Raw genomic sequence first — 18,519 nt, forward strand, 5'->3', positions numbered from 1 at the left:
CGATCACACTACAGGGTAGCCAGCAGTAAAAACAGGAGGCGCTTTCCTGTTTTACTTTGAACCAGTCAGATTAAAAAATACCCAGTTCATCACGCGCGTCATCCGTCATCAACTCGGGTGACCAGGGAGGCGACATTGTCAGTTGAATACTGGCCTCGTCGACATCATCCAGTCGCTCTAACGCCATCTTCGCCTGAGAGATAATCTGCGGGCCAGCAGGACAGGCTGGACTGGTTAAAGTCATCGAAACATTGACTTTGGCCTGATTCTCTTCAGATCGCTTGACGTCATACACGAGGCCCAGATCCACAATATTGATGTTCAACTCGGGATCAATGACCTGCTTCAATGCATTAATCAGTGACTCGTCGCCACCTACTCCCCGAAACGCAGAAAAAACGGGTAACTGTTCTTCATTCGCGCCCTGATCATCTCCAGGCTTGTTGTTGACTTCGTCTATCATAATTCTTTTCCCTTACAATGCGGTGCGCCCACACTCTTAGTTAGTTAAGCAATTATAGTTATTAAACGATCATACTCATAAGAAATAGAGTATGTACTTAAAAATATGATTATTAGAAAACGCCACTAGAGCGCATCACATTTCATCATAACGTCTCTCACTCAATCCATGATACTCGGTCCAAATGGCTCTGAAGAAGCTACTGTAAAACTGGACCCAGTCTAATTTCATTTGAATAGCATTAATTCGGACTGGAATTCTATTTTGCCAAGTTAATGACCAACGTATATTTTCTGGCCTCTGACTTCAACTTCAAATGTTCGAATTGACTTGGTGGCGGGCATACAGAGCGCTTTTCCGGTGACCAGATCAAAACGCGCTCCATGGCGAGGACAGACAATAGCCCCCTCTTCGATACATCCATTTGTCAACGGCTGTCCATCATGAGTGCACACATCCTCAATCGCCAGAATCTGGTCTTGAACACGGATCAATAGAACAGGGGTATCCTCAACAAATACCTCCAGCCGATCGGCGCTACCAAAATCATCCAAGGATGCTATTTCTTCGAAATCAGGCATATTCTATGTACTGTTAATTGTCTGTGATCAGTGGAATACTACCGACCAAATCCTAATTTTTTGATAATAGCCTGATTCAAAGTCTCACGAACGACTTCCACCGGGATCCGGTCAAACACAGTCTGAAAGAAACCTTCCACGATCATATGCATCGCTTCATATTCTGATATGCCGCGTGACATACAGTAAAAGATCTGCTCTTCATCTACGCGACCGGCGGTAGCACCATGTGTACAACGTACGTCATCGGCTTCGATTTCCAGGCCGGGAATGGCATCACCGCGACAGGTTGATGAGAGCATGAGTGAATCATTCCGCTGGTAGCCGTTCGTCTGCTGACCTTCCGGCTCAACCCGAATCATTCCCCGCCAGATGGCGCGTGAATGATCACGAAGAACCTGTTTATACAGGAGATCAGAACGGGTTTCCGGAGCATTGTGAGCCTGCTTCGTATAGAACGAATGGATCTGTTGATCGGTTGAGAAAGTCACACCATTCACTTCCGCCTCTGCACCACGTCCGTCCAGCACGACATCCTGATGAATATGAGCCAGCTTGGCACCGATTCCACCAACGGTCCATTGCAGGAATCCGTTATTCTCAACGCGACCGGCCTGGTGAGCAATGTGCCAGACTTTATGATTCCAGTTCTGCAGCTGGACATATCGCAGGCGTGCCTCTTTGGCCAGGATCAACTCAACAGCCCCGGAGTGCAAGCCCAGATTTTCTTCAGTCGTGGAAGCAGTTTCTTCCAGCAGAGTTGCTGAGGCACCCTCATCGAGAATCACCAGTGTGTGACTGAAGTCAGCTGCCTTCTCGGCCTGCAATGTAATCAGACTATGCAGCGGTGCATCCACTACAACATTGCGAGGTACATACAAAAAAGTCCCCCCCGTCCAGAACGCAGCATGCCATGCAGAGAACCGGTCCGTATTACTGTCGACGGCTTTCGTCATGAAATACTTCTGAACCAGATCGCTGTGCTCCCGTGCGACTGTCGCCAGATCGCCAAAGATGACTCCCTTGGCAGCCAGCTCTTCAGAAAGTTCGCTTGAGATCAGTTGGCCATCCACATGTGTCACATGCCCGGCAAATTCAGCCTGCTCTTTCAAAAGCGTAGATGCCTGCTGTGCCCCAGACGACTCTAAACCAGCACTCAGTTGAAACCGGTCGGGTCTGAGTGCCCGCAAATCAACACGGCGGTACTCTTCCGGATCCAGTTCCGTTTCCAGAAGTTCCGAGTAACGCTTGAAGGCCTGTCGACGTGACTCTGTCACCCAGGCGGGTTCGTCACGGGTCGCCAGAAATGCTTCGAAAGCGGCTTCACTAAATCCAGCCGGGATGTCAGCAGAGGTATTAACGGATGAAGTACTCATACTATTGTCTGTTATGCTTTCAGTAACGTTTAAGAAGAACCTCGAACTCGCTCAGTGAGCTCAAGTCTGCTTTTTCAATTTTGAATGATAAGGCTTCTCAGTATACGCTCGCGGGACTAACCGATTGAGCCTTCCATCTGGAGTTCAATCAGGCGGTTCATTTCGACGGCATATTCCATCGGCAGCTCTTTTACCAGAGGCTCGATGAAGCCTGTGACAATCATTGACGATGCTTCAGCTTCTGTCATCCCGCGGCTCATCAGATAAAACAACTGTTCTTCACCGATTTTGGAAACGCTGGCCTCGTGCTCAATCGCCACATCGTTGTCTTCAATTTCAATGTAGGGATATGTATCGCTACGGCTCTCTGGATCCAGCAGCAAGGCATCGCAGACCACATTTGATTTACAGCCATGCGCTTCCGGATCCACCTTGACCAGCCCACGATAACTGGCTCGTCCGCCATCTTTGGAAATACTCTTCGAGATAATCCGGCTCGAAGTATTCGGAGCACAATGCACCATCTTGGCGCCGGCATCCTGATGCTGCCCTTTACCCGCAAAGGCGATCGAGAGGGTTTCGCCACGGGCACCTTCACCCATCAGAAAGATGGCGGGATACTTCATGGTCAGCTTGGATCCCAGGTTACCGTCAACCCATTCCATCAGGGAATCTTCGTAGGCATGCGCCCGCTTGGTCACCAGGTTATAAACGTTGTTTGACCAGTTCTGAATGGTCGTGTAACGGAACCGCCCGCCTTTCTTGACGATGATCTCAACGACGGCTGAGTGCAGACTGTTTGAGCTGTAAGTCGGAGCCGTACAACCTTCCACATAATGGCAGGAAGCGCCTTCATCAACGATGACCAGAGTCCGCTCAAACTGACCCATATTTTCCGAATTGATGCGGAAATACGCCTGCAGCGGAAATTCAATATGAACTCCCGGAGGCACATACACAAACGAACCACCAGACCAGACGGCCGAGTTCAAAGCAGAAAACTTGTTATCTTCAGGAGGAATAATCTTGCCGAAGTACTCCCGGAACAACTCGGGATGATCCTTCAGAGCCGAGTCGGTATCCGTAAACAGAACCCCCTGCTTGGCCAGATCTTCCTGCAAGCTGCCGTAAACCACTTCAGACTCATACTGCGCTTTCACACCAGACAGGAATTTTTTCTCTGCCTCGGGGATCCCCAGACGATCATAAGTCTTGCGAATATCATCGGGAACATCCTCCCAGCTTCGCTCCTGCCCTTCAGAGGCACGCACGAAGTAATGGATATCCTGGTAATTGATCTCATTCAGATTGCCGCCCCATTGCGGTGTTGGTTTCTGTTCGAAAATCTCATAGGACTTCAAACGGAAATCCCGCATCCAGGCCGGCTCATTTTTCATCTCTGAAATCTGGGCCACCACTGCCGCATTCAAGCCTTTCTGGCCGGTAAACACGTACTTGTCGGTGGGGTCATGAAATCCATATTGATAATCTCCAATATCAACATTCTCATTTTCCGAATTGGTATCCAACTTGGTAGACATTTCAAATTCTCCCACTCTGTATTAAAACCATTCCACAAGGGAGTGGCGTTACTGCTTTGATAGATCGTAATTCATAACGAATATTTATTGCTGCGTTCTCGCAGAGTCTACAGATCAGACAGCTTCGACAACTTCTTCTGCTGCGGCATCCGGATGGCGTTCCCGCACACTGGAATAGCCATGTTCGTGAAGCTCCGCGGCCAGGCTGGCATCTCCCGTTTCGACAATACGGCCAGCCAGCATTACATGTGTAAACTGCGGCTGATTAAATTCCAGCAGACGTTCATGGTGAGTGATGATCAGCACTCCCATTTCCGGACCGGTCAGACGGTTCAGTCCTTCACTGACGACCTTGACGGCGTCACTGTCCAGACCACTGTCGGTCTCATCCAATACAGCAAACTTGGGTTTAAGCATGGCCAGTTGCAGAATTTCCATCCGCTTCTTTTCACCGCCGGAAAAACCATCATTCAGGTAGCGACGGGCCATTTCCAGATCCATGCCCAGTTCGCTCATCTGATCCCGCAGTTCTTTACGGAACTCACGCATCGGAATCAGCTTTTCGCCTTCCTTTCGATCCGGGTTCCGTACATTGGACATCGCGTGTCGCAGAAAGTCAGCGACTTTGACTCCAGGAATCACGACGGGATACTGAAACGCCAGAAATAATCCCAGACGGGCTCGTTCATTGGGATCGAGTTCTGAAATATCGGTGCCATCAATTTCGACTTTACCCTTGGTAATTTCATAACTCGGGTGACCAGCCATCGCGTAGGCCAGCGTACTTTTCCCCGAACCATTGGGGCCCATCAGGGCATGAACTTCGCCCTGTTTAATTTCCAGGTTCACCCCTTTTAAAATCGGAGTGCCGGTAACTGATACATGTAAATCGGAAATTTTCAACAAACTCATTTTTCGTATTTCACCCTGTCATCCGGAGTTCTGAACGCATCCAGAAACATCAAATAAATTTAAAATCGGACTTAACTGATATATGCTTCAAACTCACAGCAATGATGTCCGTCCAGACAACATTCTGAGAGATTCATCTTAGTACCTAAAACTCGCTCGAAGACCCTTTGCTCCAGTTCACAAATCGAAGCATCACTGCTGGCGATGTCGTGGTAAGGGCAATTATGCTCCCGTAAAATTGGCAGAGGGCCGGTATGATCCAGTTCAACCACAAAACCACGTTCTTCCAGCGCCTGTTTTAACTGCTCCATCCGCCCCTGGAGCGAAGGCGCATCTACATTTCTTCCATACTGCTGCACCAGAGCGGTTTGAATCCGCGCTGCCAGTCGACAGCGCAAATCTTCATCATCAATCCCTTTCAGTTCTTCCCAGAGAATATTCGCTAACTCAGCGTAGTTATCCCCCAGCAACCGCATCCCCAGGCTTGTGACCGAGTAAGTATAGTGAGGACGGCCTCGCCCTTCCTTCACCTGAGTTCGTTCAATTAACTCCAGCCCCTGTAAACGAACCAGACGCTGACGAACAGCAGTCGCTGTTACGCCTTCCTGTTCACAGATCTCGTGTATCGTTGCTGACTTAAGGCGATTGAGCCCCAGCAAAAAACTACGATCATTTTCATCAATCGAAACGCGCATAAATCGATTTCTACTTGGAATGAAAAAAGGAACTGACGGCCTGTAAAGAGAGTGATTCGAAGAACCAGAATCACCACACACTCGATTCTCTTTATACCAGCATCCTAGGCAGATCGGATATTTTTGACAACCAATATTGTCAAAAATCAATAATTGAGATTCAGTTTCAAAAGCCTGCAACTTTTTGCGGCTTTTTCAAGAAACACCTTGGAACGTAAACCTTTATTTGATAGTCTCATACAACGATTACGAGAACGATGAGACAAGGAGCGTTTGCAACAGGTATCAGAATTATCCCTAAACCTGCCCTGAAAACCAACCCAAGCCAATTACAAAATCAAGGAAAAGCGGTAACAGACCGTGCTTTTTGTCGCTCTGGCCATTATTAACAGATCAAAACCAGCTCGATTTTAACCCCCCGGCAAAGTTACCTGCGAATGGGAATAGACTCTTATGAATTTCGACCGGCCCTCACACTCGAATACAATTCGCTCCGGCATGGCGGCACTTCTGATGATTTCAATCCTCTTTTCAGTGGCATCTCCACTACAGGCTTATCAGGATTCCCATCCCCCAGAAAAAACTTCCGAGACGAACGAGCCCGCCGGGAAGGAAGCCAAAACGGGAATCGCCCTCATCGAAGCAAAGATCGATACCGCTTTTGGAACGTTTAACTCCTACCTGCAACAGGTCATCTTCTTCAAAGTCCCTCTCACCAAAGATCAACTGAATCAGCTCACCTCGGGCGTCAAGGAAAAGGATCGCAATGGAACACCTCTCGCCGTGCTCTGGCTGGTCATCGGTGCTACCTATTTCACCTTCCGTATGAATTTTATCAATCTGCGCGCATTTAAGCACTCGATTTTGCTCATCATGGGGAGATATGATGACCCGGAAGATGAAGGGGAAGTAACACACTTTCAGGCACTGACAGCCGCCTTGTCTGCTACTGTTGGTTTGGGAAATATTGCCGGGGTCGCAATAGCGATTGCCACCGGCGGGCCGGGAGCCATGTTCTGGATGATGCTGGCCGGGCTGCTGGGTATGACATCCAAGTTTGCCGAATGTACTCTGGCACAGATTTACCGCCGCATTAACCCGGATGGTCGCGTGATGGGGGGACCAATGTGTTATCTGTCAGTCGGTTTACAAGACCAATATCCTGGAAATTCCTTTATGAAGGGGCTGGGAAAAACACTGGCTGTCCTTTTCGCAATTTTATGTATCGGCGGCTCGCTGGCAGGAGGCAACTCGTTTCAGGTCAAGCAATCTCTGGGTGCTGTTGCTGAGACGATCCCGATATTGAAAGATAACAACCTGGAGTGGGTCTATGGGATTGTGATGGCATTTTTCGTGGGGATCGTCATTATCGGCGGAATTCGCAGCATCGCCCGTACGACAGAAAAAATTGTGCCCCTGATGTGCGGCATCTACATCCTGGCATGCCTGGCAATTATTATAATGCAAGTTGAACAGATACCCGCCTGTTTCAAGGCCATCTGGGATGGTGCTTTCAGCGACAATGCGATGTATGGCGGCTTTCTGGGTGTGCTGATAATTGGATTCAAGCGGGCCGCCTTCTCAAACGAAGCGGGAGTCGGCTCCGCAGCCATTGCCCACTCAGCCGCCAAAACAAAATATCCGGTCAGGGAAGGTATCGTCGCATCGCTGGGACCGTTTGTCGATACGATTATGATCTGTACCATGACCGCACTCGTGATGATTATTACAGGCGCTTACAATGATCCCCAATACGCAGATTTGATTAAGTCTGACAACGGAGCAGCGCTGACCTCGGCAGCGATGAATTCTCAGATCCCCTACTTTAATTACGTACTGTCAGTTTCCGTAATCCTGTTTGCCTACTCGACGATGATCTCCTGGTCCTACTATGGCGAACGTTGCTGGGCGTTTCTGTTCGGTGACAGCGCGAAAATTTCACTGGCTTACCGCATTTTGTTCCTTGTTTTCGTCGTGCTAGGCTCAGTCGTCTCAGCAACGAATGTTCTTGATTTTGGCGATTTGATGATTCTGGGAATGGCGTTTCCCAATATCCTAGGAGTTCTGCTGCTGTCCAATCGGGTCAAGCGGGAACTGGACGCCTATTGGAGCCGTTATAAATCAGGGGAGTTTGACAACACGAGATCCCCTGCAGAAAATAAATGACAGCGGAAATTCAAACTTCAATCACTGTTATAGACTACCCCTGTCGACAACAGCCTGATTAACTTAAAATACTGACAGATGTGGTTCTTCAACTTCGTTCATCAATGAAAGCACTGCGATATGAGTTACTTCGCCGGAAAAAAAATCCTCGTGCCTGTCGATTTCTCTGAGAGTTCGCTGGAAGCCATCAAAAAAGCCATTCAAATTTCAGAGGATGCAGGAACCGTCACCGTAGTGCATGTCATGGTGCCACTGGATCTCGTTTCACCGGGAGTTCTCTTTGGAGGACTGACCGATGAAAAACGAACGGATCACGTAAACAAACTGGCCAAAGAAGAATTCGCCAAACACCAGATTGAAGGAGTGACCTTCGAAACGCTGGTCGGCGACCCGGGCATCAAAATCGCTGACTACGCGAGAGATCATTCCACGGATCTGATTGTGATCCCTTCGCATGGCTATACCGGGATCACCAGACTGGCTCTCGGTTCTGTCGCCGAGCGGGTACTCAGGCATGCCCCCTGTCCGACACTGGTACTGAGGCAGCCAAAACCATAATCAGGATTTATCGGGCTTCTGTTGCGCTACCGGTTCTTTGGGTTGAACTGCTGGCTCGGGAGCAAGCACTTCCACAACCAGTTTGCGAAAATGAATCTCGGAACCTTCGCTCTGCAGTGCGATCGCGCCTTTGCTCGGATCACAGCCGGTGACTTCACCCAGCTTGACTCCGTTAATCATCACGGAAATATTTCCGGACCGGCAGGTCAGTACACATTTATGCCACTTACCAAGCGGTAAATCCAAAGGCATGGTCGGGGAAAGCTTATTCGCTGATTTGGCACCACTTCCCGGGGTCGGAAAAACGTAGCCGGCCTCGGGGCGATGTAACTGAACCTGAAATGCTTTTGGCCAGACTTTATCCGGCTCTGTGGTAAACAGTAAAATCCCACTGTTAGCATTGGGATCGTTGGGATACATCCACTCCAGACTGAACTGAAAATTTTCGTAGATTTTTTGCGTACGAATGTAACCATAAGGTTTTCCAGTGCAGACCAGGACACTGGGTTGATCCGCTCCACCACTGACGACTTTCCAGGTCACATTCGGATTGGCTTGCTTCTCCTCTTCACTGATATATTTCCAGTGATCCCAGAAGTTGCCGCCATTTAATAGTTTTTCCGGTCCCGGTAGCGGGGTTGCGGGAGGCGCTGTTTTCTCAACGGGCTTTGGTTCAGGAGCCTTTTCCCCTGCAGGAGCGGCTGGAGGTTTCTTTTTCTCCGCTCCAGATTTGGGCGGAGGTGCTGACTCTTGCGCATGCCCTGACGAACTACATAACGATAGACCGGCAATGCTTACGATCATGAACAGCAAAGCAAATCGTTTTCTCATATTAATTCGATGGGAGAGTAGAGCAGATTTCCTCTCTGCTACCCTAAGTCGATGAAGAATGTACAACACGCTGTTTTTGCCCGACTTGACTGTTAAAAGAACCTGATTATGGAAATGTAGATAAGAGAATCAGCCATTCTAAACCCATACTCATCAACATTCAATTATGCCCATCGCTCCAACCCCCAGTTTTCACAAATGCCTGGCCCCTTCAGGACTGAACACAACATCACACCAACAGCCTAACACCGGGTACAGCCTGTTACCAGTAAGAAATCAGTACATTTCCAAACCAGAGGGGAGAACAGGCAGAGCCCGGCTCACAACCCCTACCTGAAAAGCGAATTATGAATTTTGTTTGACCTCCAAGTTGCAGCGCTGATAAACTGTTATGATTACGGAACGTTACCAACTCTCCCTCACATTCAAGAAAAGACTGGTGCTCCTATGCAATTTAATCCACGCTCTTCCTCGCCTGAGTTTACACCTGACTCTTTCTCAATCACCCGTCGGCACTTTGTCAGAACGATGGGTGCGGCAATCGCAGGCACCCCCTTTCTTGGCGTCGATGGACTGCTGGCGGGCCAGACCGGAGAAGCAGCCAAAACCGCAGCACCAGAGCCCCTCGTCAAACAGTTATATGAAAGCATGACCCCGGCACAGAAATCAAAAGTCTGCTTTGACTGGGACCATAAAGACAAAAATGGTCTGCTGCGTCAGCATGTCCGTGCGAACTGGAATATCACAGAGCCCATTGTGAATAGCGACTTCTTTACGAAAGACCAGCAGGAAAAAATTGAAGCCATTTTCTTTGGCCACTTTGATCCAAGCTGGCATAAAAAAATCCGTAAACAGTTAATGGACGATCAAGGCGGGTATGGGAAAGACCAGTCTATCGCTATCTTCGGTACACCCGGAACTGATCAATTTCAGTTTGTCATGACCGGACGACACACCACTGTCCGCAGTGATGGAGACAGTGCCGAACACCTGGCATTCGGTGGACCAATTTTCTACGGACATGCTGCTGATGAGTTTGATGAATCTGCAGGACATCCGGGCAATGTCTTCTGGGAACAGGCTGTGAAAGCCAATCATGTTTACAAGATTCTGGATGGCAACCAGCGCAAAGCGGCCTTGATTCCCAAGGCACCTCCTGAAACGAAAATTCAGTTCAAAAAATCACCCGATCAAATCACTGGTCTACAAATTTCCGACATGACTAAAGACCAGAAACAGGAAATGCAGTCTGTCCTGAACCTGTTAATCGAGCCATTCCGTGCTTCTGATCAAAAAGAAGTAAGAAAATGCATCGAAGCTCAAGGCGGACTCGATAAGTGCCGCATTTCCTTCTACCAGGCAGGCGACATCGGTAATGATGGAGTCTGGGATAACTGGAGACTGGAAGGCCCGGCCTTCGTCTGGCACTACCGTGGTGCTCCCCACGTGCACGTCTGGGTTAACATCTCCGACGATCCTCACACACAGATCATCGCTACCTGATCTGCAGACCGCAGCGCAAATCACTGCACGCTCAAAATAAGGGCGCGACTTTCTAACTATCGCAGAGTCGTTTCTGGTTCGACGTAGACTCTGCGCGCAGAGCACATCACTTGGGAATGTATGTTTTACGCAAGCTGATTTGGTCGCAACAGTACGCCCGTAATGCAATTTGAGTACGGCAGGAATATGATAAAAATGATTTGCTAATCATGTATTTTTCTTCATGGTTACTGCAAACGTTTTCAGAACTCATTAATGCATAATTTAAAGTTCGCCACACGTGCCTCAAGTTTCACTGCATGTTTATTTTCAGAAACAGTAATGCCTTGAACCAGGAAACAACGTTTTTATTGAACTGATTAAAACGTTGTTCAATGTCGGTTGACTTTCTGAGTGGATAAGCAATATTGGTTCTTAGTCAAAATCGTTTTTCCTTTTTTACTATGGAAAAATTTTTGCGATCACTTATGATACTCTCCAAGACATGACGTTGGTCAAATTCAGACAGTTGACCCTGCCTGTCAGACACTCGTGGATTATCATTCACAATTTAAACTTTTTGTTATTTCCAATTAGTAACTTCGCACTAATTGTTAATATACCTGATCTTCTCTCCAGACTGCAGGTGGCCGAGTGACTAAAGAGCTTCTCTCACAGCGTAAAGTCAATTCGTTCTCAACTTCTTCTCCGACCCCTCAACCTGATCACGCCAACTCCGTTCTTTCATTGATTGATCGAATTTCGATTAATCAAATCACGACTTACCACTGGTCTCTGGAACAAAGCCTGCGTGGTCTCGTGTCATGTGGTATACCTGCCGTCGGTCTCTGGAACCGAAAAATTCTCGACCTGGAACCAGCACAGTCTGCAGAACTGGTGATCGATTCGGGCATCAAAGTCTCTTCCATTTCCCTGGCAGGTGGTTTTACCGGTTCTAACGAGTACTCTTTTGAGGAAGCGATTACTGACGCTGTCCAGTTGATTGAGTTTGGCGGCCAGGTCAATGCAGCGGCAGTACAAATCGCCAGTGGTCCCCGCGCCGGACATACCCTGAACCATGCACGGGAACTGACCATCGACGCACTGAAGAGGCTCGGTGATGTTGCTGCCTTAAACGGCACACGACTGGCTCTGAAAACCATGAAGAACCCACTGGCACGAAACTGGACCTTCCTCAATTCGATCGAAGCGACGTTGGAAGTGATTGACGCCTGTCAGCATCCCGCAGTGGGGATTGCAATCGACCCTGGCCACATCTGCCTGGACAACACTTCAAACAACCTGATTGCCGACATCATCTCTTTAATTGCAACGGTGCAAATTTCAGAAATTGAATCAGGTGAATCAGTCCAGGAACTGTTCCCGGGGTTTGATGTCATGGAAGCCATCAATGATGCTGGATACCAGGGTTACTATGACCTGGAAGTCTGGTGTGAACAGTTCTGGCAATCCGATTATGCAGATATCCTGACTCACCTGCGTCTCGCCTGCCAGTCTGAAACTCCTTCCCGGTTCAACTGAGAAACCAGTCCGCGAACGACACGGTTTTTTTGTGACACTTGCAAAAATCCATGCCTGTGATTGATAAACGGATCACACTTTGGTTACCATGGTGACTACAACTGATGCGCAGATCAAATAAAACATAAATACTGGTAAAACTTCCAGCCTGTTTTTCACTCCCTAGATTTTTGACAGCTCCTTTACAGAGGAAGCCAATAAAATCCCTCGCTGATGAATTCTCTCCTGAATTTTATTGAAATGCGGTGACACGTAATGGCTCACGAATCCTTTAGCCTGAATGATCTGGCAAAACAGTTAGGCCGTGACCGGCGTGAACTGGAAAAACTTGCCAATCGAGGCAGAATTCCGGGGCGGAAGGTGCAGGGGGAATGGCAATTCCATTCCACTGAAATTACGCACTGGCTGGAACAGGAAATGCGCAGCTATTCGACTTCAGAACTGGAACGGGTTGAACAGACGAATCCACCACCTTTGCTGGATGCAGTGAATCTCATCAGCAGCCTGATGCCCGAAGAATTAATTGCAGTCCCCCTTGATGCGCGCACGAAAAGATCGGTCCTGGAAAGTCTGATTGAAGTTGCCGGCAGAACCTGGCAGATCTGGGAACCGGCAACCGTCCTGACTGCCGTTCAGGAACGGGAAGAAGCCTACCCCACAGCCTTCGAAAACGGAGTCGCTATCCCCCACCCCCGAAACCCGATTCCCGATGCCGTGGGCGAGCCGGTAATTGCCTACGGACGCACGTTATCAGGAATTCCGTTTGGCGCTCAAAAGGGAGCTCTGACTGATATTTTCTTTCTGGTCATCTGCTCCGACGCTTCGACACACCTGTCGGTACTCGCACGGCTGGGCAGGTTGATGCAGTTGCCTGATTTCATAGATCAGTTGCGTGAAGCAGCTACTCCGCATGAGACCAGACAGATCATTATTGAAGCGGAAAAAAAAGTCTCTCCCGCTTAAAACCAGACTGTGTCCAGTTTTACGATAGCGTCTCCAGAGCCATTTGGACCTCGTATAATAGATTGAGAGACGCTACGGTCAAATGGGACGCGCTCCAGGAACTTCACCGGCTCTGCCTGCGGATTTCTCTTCAGTTGGCCTCTTTGCTACCACTTCATCTGTTTTCTACCTCACGAATTGATAACAAAAGGGAGTATTCAAATAAAAGGTTTGTTATGATTCTGAATATATTTGAATTTCCAACGTTGACGAATGCTGCCGGATCACAAAGAATGGTTTGCGTCGCTTACCATCGAATCACTAAGAGACACCACCTCTCATGCGACGACCAGTTTCAGAATCAATGCCACCAGAGGATTCAGCAGTTTTTTGATACTGCTCCCGATGGTGCCTACGAAAAGAAAGCTCATGAATCCAGAACCCCCGGAACAACTCGATGTCATCGCCGTCGGTGCTCATCCGGATGATGTTGAGATCGCCTGTGGCGGAACACTGGCAAAACTGGTCCAACAAGGCTATCGCGTAGGCATTATTGACCTGACAGATGGCGAACCAACGCCACTCAGCCCGGGGCCGGAATCCAGGCTCCAGGAAGCAAAACAGGCCGCAGAGATTCTGGGAATCCATGTTCGGGAAACACTGGAACTTACCAATCGACGTCTGTTCGACAGCTTTGAAAATCGAGTCGCACTGGCGAATCTGTTTCGGAAATATCGCCCCCAAGTTGTTCTGGGACTGGCAGGGAAAACGCCCATGGCTTCTCCTGATCACTGGCAGGCGATGCAGATTACAGATGCCGCTGTTTTTTATTCGCGTTTGACGAAATGGAATGACCAGTTCGATAATACAGAACCACACACGATTCAGAAACAGGTCTGGTATCCTCTGGGATTTGGCTCTCTGAATTACCCGGAAGGCAGTGGACAGTTTGTCGTTGATATTTCGGATACGTTCGAACAGAAACTTGACTCGATTCGAGCCTATCAGTCCCAGTTTCCCCCCGATAAAAAACGGGTTTACCGGCTGGTGGAGAGTCAGAATCGTCTCTTGGGAACCAGTGCCGGATTTGAAGCAGGTGAGCTGTTTATCTGCTCTACTACATTGGGAGTTCGAGATTTAGTCCAGACAGTTTGCCCCTGAAAAATTCTCATAAGACACTAAAAAACCAGCAGATACAGCATTTTTAAAATTTCCTTCCCGGACAAAAGATGCTATGATACTTCAAAGGAATTTCACATTTGTCTAGCATGGGAGGCATGAGACTTCGTCCTCACCCAGAATTATCATCGACGCGCATACAGGCTTTTTAATGGTTGGAATTCGTTACGGTACAGTCAGCATTACCGGAAATTTCCGTGAAAATAATGAGGACAATCTCTTTGTTGATGACCTCAACAAATACTTTCTTGTCGCCGATGGGATGGGGGGACAATGCGCTGGTGAAAAAGCCAGCCAGCTGGCAATCGAAATCATTCCACAGAAACTGAATGAGCTGGTTGACTTTAATACTGACCAGGCTGAAAAAATAACTCAGTCCATCGATCAGGCCGTCGCCCATGCTAATCTCGAAATCATGGCTCTAGGCGAGTTGGACCCCAACTGCCGCAGCATGGGAACGACGATTGTATTTGCCGTCCAGGTTGGGGAGAAATTCTTCATAGGCGGCGTAGGAGACAGTCGGGTTTACCTGCTGAGAAACGACGTCCTGCATCAATTGACGACCGACCATTCCCTGACACAGGCGCTCGTAGACGCGGGTACAATTACCGCCGAAGAAGCCTTAACTCATCGTTACAAAAATGTACTCTATCGCTACCTGGGAACGAAAGACGGTAGTGCCGGTACCCAGGCTCGCCAGCTGGATCCGACACCGCAGGATCGAATGATACTCTGTTCGGATGGTGTCACCGATGGAATCGCTGACGAAAAACTGCAAGACCTGCTGAGACAGTTTGATGAACCGCAACAGGCGGCAGAAGAGATCGTAAAAGCGGCGCAGGAAGGTGGTTCTAAAGACAACATTACCTGCATTGTCATTTTTATTGATGAATAAACCGTGTCTCAGCAGAAAGCACGGATTCTCTCTGTTCTCGGTGCTTTATAAACTGCCATCTCTCAGTTTTCCCTCTGGCTGAACAATGCGATTTCGAACTCTTTTACCGTTCCTGCTGACCAGCCTGATCACCATTGCTCTACTCTGGATGACTCAGATTCCGTTAGGCGTGGATGGTGAATGGAACTGGGATCGGATCCCGTTTTCTGCAGTAGAAATGATTCCCGGCTGGATCGTTTCCGGAATTGCGTTCGCCGTCTATCTGCTGCTGACTCTGCTTGCACTCTCGCGGATGCCTTATAGCCGCTGGTACGAACTGGCTGTCTGGCTGACTGGACTGACAGCAGCCGGCTGCCTGTGGTCTCTACTCCTGCAGGACAGCCCTCCTGGAGAATACCGACTGTCGAAGGCGGCGTTTGTACTGTACTATAAAGGATCCTCGGGCTATTTCACTCAGGCACAGACTGAAATCTCCGATGCTTCAAAATTCCTCAGTGACTATGAAGCCAAGATGGAACAAGGCGATGTGTTACATGAAGGCACTCATCCACCAGGCCTGCCTCTGTTTTACCACACGTTGATTCGACTCAGTGAAAATTATCCCGGTCTGCAATCCTTTCTTCTGGACACACAACCTGCCTCATTTGAGGAAGCCGCTGATGTCATTGCGAGTATGACTTCGAATTCTGAACATCCCCTCACGCCGCGAGATCGTGCTGTTCTGTGGCTGGCCACCCTGATCACTTTAACCATGTCTTCGTTGACCATTGTCCCCCTGTTTCTTCTGGCTCAAGAATTTACATCGCGCACGGTAAGCTGGCAGGTGGCTGCATTCTGGCCGTTGATACCGGCCACCCTGATCTTCCAACCTAAATCCGATGCGCTCTACCCTGTGATCGCGATGCTGTTTCTGTATCTGTGGGTGACTGCCTGCCGAAGAAACAATCTGATCCCTGCTTTTCTGGCAGGCCTGCTGATCTGGGGAGGCCTGTTTCTGACGCTGGCATTTCTGCCGGTCGGAGCATGTGCGGTCTGTTTTTCAATGCTGCAACTCTGGCCTCGCCTGACGGGCGCCCGCGAAGCCCACACTTCCGGGAAAGCATTTCTCTTAACTGCTTCCAGTGGTCTGGCAGGTTTTTGTTTACCGATACTTACCCTGGCTGTCGTGTTCGATCTGAATCTGCTGCGGGTCTGGTTTCTAAATTTTCAAAACCATGCCGGCTTCTATAGCGAGTATACGAGGACATACTGGAAGTGGCTGCTGCTCAATCCGCTTGAGATCAGCCTGGCACTCGGACTACCCGTGTCCTGGATGATCTTGCGCTCACTCTGCAATCGAAGGCGAGTCGCTTCGGACAGGGAAGCTCTCCCCGCGCATTTCCGCCTCACAGCATTTCTGCTGTCGTGTGGCATTGTACTGATACTATTATGGCTTTCCGGAAAGAACATGGGAGAAGCGGCGCGACTCTGGCTGATCTTTCTTCCCTGGTTACTGATGATGACCATCCCTTACTGGCAGGTGATCCATCATCATCACCAGGCTCTGGAAAAGGTTCCACCTGGTTCCTTTCTGAAAATGCAGACGGTCTGGATTGTTGCATTGACTGCTCAAGCTGTCGTTTGTGTCGCAACCGTAAACCGGATCACTGGATTTCATTTTCCTCCCGGTTGAAGCTCGAGCAATGATCCCCATACAATTCCTGTAATCGGGTTATTCGGAAATCTCTGCGCAGCACTAAGCACCTGATTTTGGCTGAGTCGATAAACTCTAGTGCGTACCCCAGTTAATCGTAGCGTCTCCCACTCAATTTAATTCATCCCGAATGGCGCTGCGCACCCTGCAAAAATCCTGATCTCAGGCTGGATGTCCAGCAGTGATATCTTCCGTAAAACAGGCAGGCTTCAAAGATGAGCGAAACCAGATTGACCGACATGTCCCTTTTAAAACACAAATCGACCAGACTTTGCAGGATCATCTGCTGTGTTCTCGCCACGGTATCAATGAGCCACTCCGGTTGTTCTGAGCATTCTCTGGAGTACACTGAACTCAAACAGATCAATGAAAAAGTAACGGAAGCAGAACTGAAGCGCTACCTCAAAGTCATCAAGTTGATGCCCGAAGATAAGATCCCCCCCTTTCCCACCGTCTATGCGCCAGCACCGGTCTGGAGCCATATTCGCTCACTCCCTATTGAAGACCTGGTTAACAGTGAGCAAAACAATATGTCACAGATCTGGGAGGTACAGCGCATCAGCGATCAATTTGGTATTCGTCATCGAATTCTCAAAAAAGCACTTCTGCGAAGGGACATGTCCAAAGAACAATTCATCAGTTTCACACTGGCCATCGGGTTGGCAGCCAGTCGCCATCAGTTACGATCAGACCAGAAACTCGACGAGATTATCAATAAAGGGAATAAAGCGATCCAGCAGTTGCAACTGGATAAACGACCTTTTTCCTCACTCTCTCTGGAAGAAAGGCATCGAACATTACACGAGGCTATGTGGATAGCCCGAGTGAATCGCGCCGAACATCTCAATCAAGTCCCGCCAGAAAATATCAATCTGGTCAAAAACAACTGGGATCAGCTCAAATCAGTATTGCCGCCACAGTTTTTGAAAAATCCACTTGATGAGCTGACGGATACACTGGAAGAACGTGGGATCCCCTTCACACTTAAAGAAGATGGTTCTGATCAGCTTCTGGAATGGACCTCGACCAATGCGATTATTGGAACAGATGCCCCGGATCCTAAAACAGATCCTGTGAAAATTCAGTAAAATATTACTGAGCGGAAGCGACATCAGGTCGCAGCTTTTGTGCCTCATTCAGATACACGTGTACGACTTCTGACTGTTTCTGATCCGTATTGACGTGAATCATGACCCTGATACAGCGAGGCATCGCCCCTTTAACAGCGATTTCAGAAGCACAGATCAGCGGCACTGATTTCATACCCAGTTCACGGGCTGCTTCTGCCGGAAAGGCAGAGGTCAAATCAGGAGTCGTTGTAAAAAATACAGAAACGATATCTTCGTAATTTTCGATCTGGTTTAACTTGAGAAGCTGTTCCAAGAGCTCACGCGTTGCAGACAGGACTTCTGCAGCAGCATCCTGTGTCACCGTTGTTGCACCACGTATTCCGCGTACCGACATCGTTAATACCATGTATCTCTAATTGTTGATTACTTAACCGGAGAGTTTGACGTACTTTACGGCGTCAGTCCATTACTCCGGAAATGATTCGACAAAGCCAAAATCACATCCTAACTAATTCATCGGCTATTCGCTAGCAGTGACATTCCCGAATTCTTGAGCGCATCACACTTAAACATTGCGTCTTGCAGTCTAAGAG

The 18,519-nt window shown here is 48.7% G+C and carries 17 protein-coding genes; 9 read left to right on the plus strand and 8 right to left on the minus strand.

Annotated elements, in window-relative coordinates; all coding sequences use genetic code 11:
* Positions 1 to 70 precede the first annotated feature (70 nt).
* The 6 genes from Pan161_RS11220 to Pan161_RS11245 form a co-directional block, all read right to left on the minus strand.
* Positions 71 to 463, minus strand: a complete 393-nt coding sequence (locus Pan161_RS11220; protein ID WP_197995831.1) for a metal-sulfur cluster assembly factor — start codon at positions 461 to 463, stop codon at positions 71 to 73.
* A gap of 272 nt (positions 464 to 735) precedes the next feature.
* Entirely contained in the window at positions 736 to 1,044 is a 309-nt protein-coding gene (locus tag Pan161_RS11225; protein WP_145226815.1) for a Rieske (2Fe-2S) protein, read from the minus strand.
* Between the two features lie 38 nt (positions 1,045 to 1,082).
* Positions 1,083 to 2,420, minus strand: a complete 1,338-nt coding sequence (sufD, locus tag Pan161_RS11230; RefSeq protein WP_145226817.1) for a Fe-S cluster assembly protein SufD — start codon at positions 2,418 to 2,420, stop codon at positions 1,083 to 1,085.
* A 116-nt stretch (positions 2,421 to 2,536) separates the two neighbouring features.
* Positions 2,537 to 3,961: a Fe-S cluster assembly protein SufB gene (gene sufB / locus Pan161_RS11235; RefSeq protein ID WP_145226819.1), complete on the minus strand. Its 1,425-nt coding sequence runs from the start codon at positions 3,959 to 3,961 to the stop codon at positions 2,537 to 2,539.
* Positions 3,962 to 4,075: 114 nt separating this feature from the next.
* Complete coding sequence (gene sufC, locus Pan161_RS11240) at positions 4,076 to 4,873, minus strand: Fe-S cluster assembly ATPase SufC (RefSeq protein ID WP_145226821.1); 798 nt, start codon at positions 4,871 to 4,873, stop codon at positions 4,076 to 4,078.
* Positions 4,874 to 4,944: 71 nt separating this feature from the next.
* The gene (locus tag Pan161_RS11245; RefSeq protein ID WP_145226823.1) at positions 4,945 to 5,568 is read right to left on the minus strand and encodes a helix-turn-helix transcriptional regulator; all 624 of its coding nucleotides are present in this window, start codon (positions 5,566 to 5,568) and stop codon (positions 4,945 to 4,947) included.
* A 453-nt stretch (positions 5,569 to 6,021) separates the two neighbouring features.
* Here Pan161_RS11245 and Pan161_RS11250 point away from each other — a divergent pair, with 453 nt between their 5' ends.
* Positions 6,022 to 7,734: an alanine/glycine:cation symporter family protein gene (locus Pan161_RS11250; RefSeq protein WP_232103698.1), complete on the plus strand. Its 1,713-nt coding sequence runs from the start codon at positions 6,022 to 6,024 to the stop codon at positions 7,732 to 7,734.
* 120 nt (positions 7,735 to 7,854) lie between these two features.
* On the plus strand, positions 7,855 to 8,292 hold the full coding sequence (locus Pan161_RS11255) for a universal stress protein (RefSeq protein ID WP_145226825.1): 438 nt from the start codon (positions 7,855 to 7,857) through the stop codon (positions 8,290 to 8,292).
* Here Pan161_RS11255 and Pan161_RS11260 read toward each other — a convergent pair whose 3' ends face one another.
* Positions 8,293 to 9,123, minus strand: a complete 831-nt coding sequence (locus Pan161_RS11260) for a 3-keto-disaccharide hydrolase (protein WP_145226827.1) — start codon at positions 9,121 to 9,123, stop codon at positions 8,293 to 8,295.
* A 447-nt stretch (positions 9,124 to 9,570) separates the two neighbouring features.
* Between Pan161_RS11260 and Pan161_RS11265 the strand changes: the two genes are divergently transcribed.
* From Pan161_RS11265 to Pan161_RS11295, 7 genes are all read left to right on the plus strand, one after another.
* Complete coding sequence (locus Pan161_RS11265) at positions 9,571 to 10,626, plus strand: DUF3500 domain-containing protein (RefSeq protein ID WP_145226829.1); 1,056 nt, start codon at positions 9,571 to 9,573, stop codon at positions 10,624 to 10,626.
* 633 nt (positions 10,627 to 11,259) lie between these two features.
* Positions 11,260 to 12,147, plus strand: coding sequence for a sugar phosphate isomerase/epimerase family protein (locus Pan161_RS11270; RefSeq protein ID WP_145226831.1), 888 nt, complete (start codon positions 11,260 to 11,262; stop codon positions 12,145 to 12,147).
* A gap of 255 nt (positions 12,148 to 12,402) precedes the next feature.
* Complete coding sequence (locus Pan161_RS11275; RefSeq protein WP_145226833.1) at positions 12,403 to 13,110, plus strand: PTS sugar transporter subunit IIA; 708 nt, start codon at positions 12,403 to 12,405, stop codon at positions 13,108 to 13,110.
* Positions 13,111 to 13,518: 408 nt separating this feature from the next.
* Entirely contained in the window at positions 13,519 to 14,250 is a 732-nt protein-coding gene (locus Pan161_RS11280; RefSeq protein WP_145226835.1) for a PIG-L family deacetylase, read from the plus strand.
* Positions 14,251 to 14,419: 169 nt separating this feature from the next.
* Entirely contained in the window at positions 14,420 to 15,163 is a 744-nt protein-coding gene (locus Pan161_RS11285; protein ID WP_145226837.1) for a PP2C family protein-serine/threonine phosphatase, read from the plus strand.
* Positions 15,164 to 15,248: 85 nt separating this feature from the next.
* Entirely contained in the window at positions 15,249 to 16,835 is a 1,587-nt protein-coding gene (locus Pan161_RS11290) for a hypothetical protein (protein WP_145226839.1), read from the plus strand.
* A gap of 236 nt (positions 16,836 to 17,071) precedes the next feature.
* The gene (locus Pan161_RS11295) at positions 17,072 to 17,944 is read left to right on the plus strand and encodes a hypothetical protein (RefSeq protein WP_145226841.1); all 873 of its coding nucleotides are present in this window, start codon (positions 17,072 to 17,074) and stop codon (positions 17,942 to 17,944) included.
* Between the two features lie 4 nt (positions 17,945 to 17,948).
* On the opposite strand, the gene aroH is transcribed toward Pan161_RS11295, so the two are convergent.
* Positions 17,949 to 18,320, minus strand: a complete 372-nt coding sequence (gene aroH / locus Pan161_RS11300) for a chorismate mutase (RefSeq protein ID WP_145226843.1) — start codon at positions 18,318 to 18,320, stop codon at positions 17,949 to 17,951.
* Positions 18,321 to 18,519 lie beyond the last annotated feature (199 nt).

This window comes from Gimesia algae (assembly GCF_007746795.1).
Taxonomy (GTDB): Bacteria; Planctomycetota; Planctomycetia; order Planctomycetales; family Planctomycetaceae; genus Gimesia; species Gimesia algae.

Bases quoted from the DNA above. Each gene is read 5' to 3' on its own strand.
- Pan161_RS11220 (WP_197995831.1), bottom strand. From the start codon at position 463: ATGATAGACGAAGTCAACAACAAGCCTGGAGATGATCAGGGCGCGAAT.
- Pan161_RS11225 (WP_145226815.1), bottom strand. From the start codon at position 1,044: ATGCCTGATTTCGAAGAAATAGCATCCTTGGATGATTTTGGTAGCGCC.
- sufD (WP_145226817.1), bottom strand. From the start codon at position 2,420: ATGAGTACTTCATCCGTTAATACCTCTGCTGACATCCCGGCTGGATTT.
- sufB (WP_145226819.1), bottom strand. From the start codon at position 3,961: ATGTCTACCAAGTTGGATACCAATTCGGAAAATGAGAATGTTGATATT.
- sufC (WP_145226821.1), bottom strand. From the start codon at position 4,873: ATGAGTTTGTTGAAAATTTCCGATTTACATGTATCAGTTACCGGCACT.
- Pan161_RS11245 (WP_145226823.1), bottom strand. From the start codon at position 5,568: ATGCGCGTTTCGATTGATGAAAATGATCGTAGTTTTTTGCTGGGGCTC.
- Pan161_RS11250 (WP_232103698.1), top strand. From the start codon at position 6,022: ATGAATTTCGACCGGCCCTCACACTCGAATACAATTCGCTCCGGCATG.
- Pan161_RS11255 (WP_145226825.1), top strand. From the start codon at position 7,855: ATGAGTTACTTCGCCGGAAAAAAAATCCTCGTGCCTGTCGATTTCTCT.
- Pan161_RS11260 (WP_145226827.1), bottom strand. From the start codon at position 9,123: ATGAGAAAACGATTTGCTTTGCTGTTCATGATCGTAAGCATTGCCGGT.
- Pan161_RS11265 (WP_145226829.1), top strand. From the start codon at position 9,571: ATGCAATTTAATCCACGCTCTTCCTCGCCTGAGTTTACACCTGACTCT.
- Pan161_RS11275 (WP_145226833.1), top strand. From the start codon at position 12,403: ATGGCTCACGAATCCTTTAGCCTGAATGATCTGGCAAAACAGTTAGGC.
- Pan161_RS11280 (WP_145226835.1), top strand. From the start codon at position 13,519: ATGAATCCAGAACCCCCGGAACAACTCGATGTCATCGCCGTCGGTGCT.
- Pan161_RS11285 (WP_145226837.1), top strand. From the start codon at position 14,420: ATGGTTGGAATTCGTTACGGTACAGTCAGCATTACCGGAAATTTCCGT.
- Pan161_RS11290 (WP_145226839.1), top strand. From the start codon at position 15,249: ATGCGATTTCGAACTCTTTTACCGTTCCTGCTGACCAGCCTGATCACC.
- Pan161_RS11295 (WP_145226841.1), top strand. From the start codon at position 17,072: ATGAGCGAAACCAGATTGACCGACATGTCCCTTTTAAAACACAAATCG.
- aroH (WP_145226843.1), bottom strand. From the start codon at position 18,320: ATGTCGGTACGCGGAATACGTGGTGCAACAACGGTGACACAGGATGCT.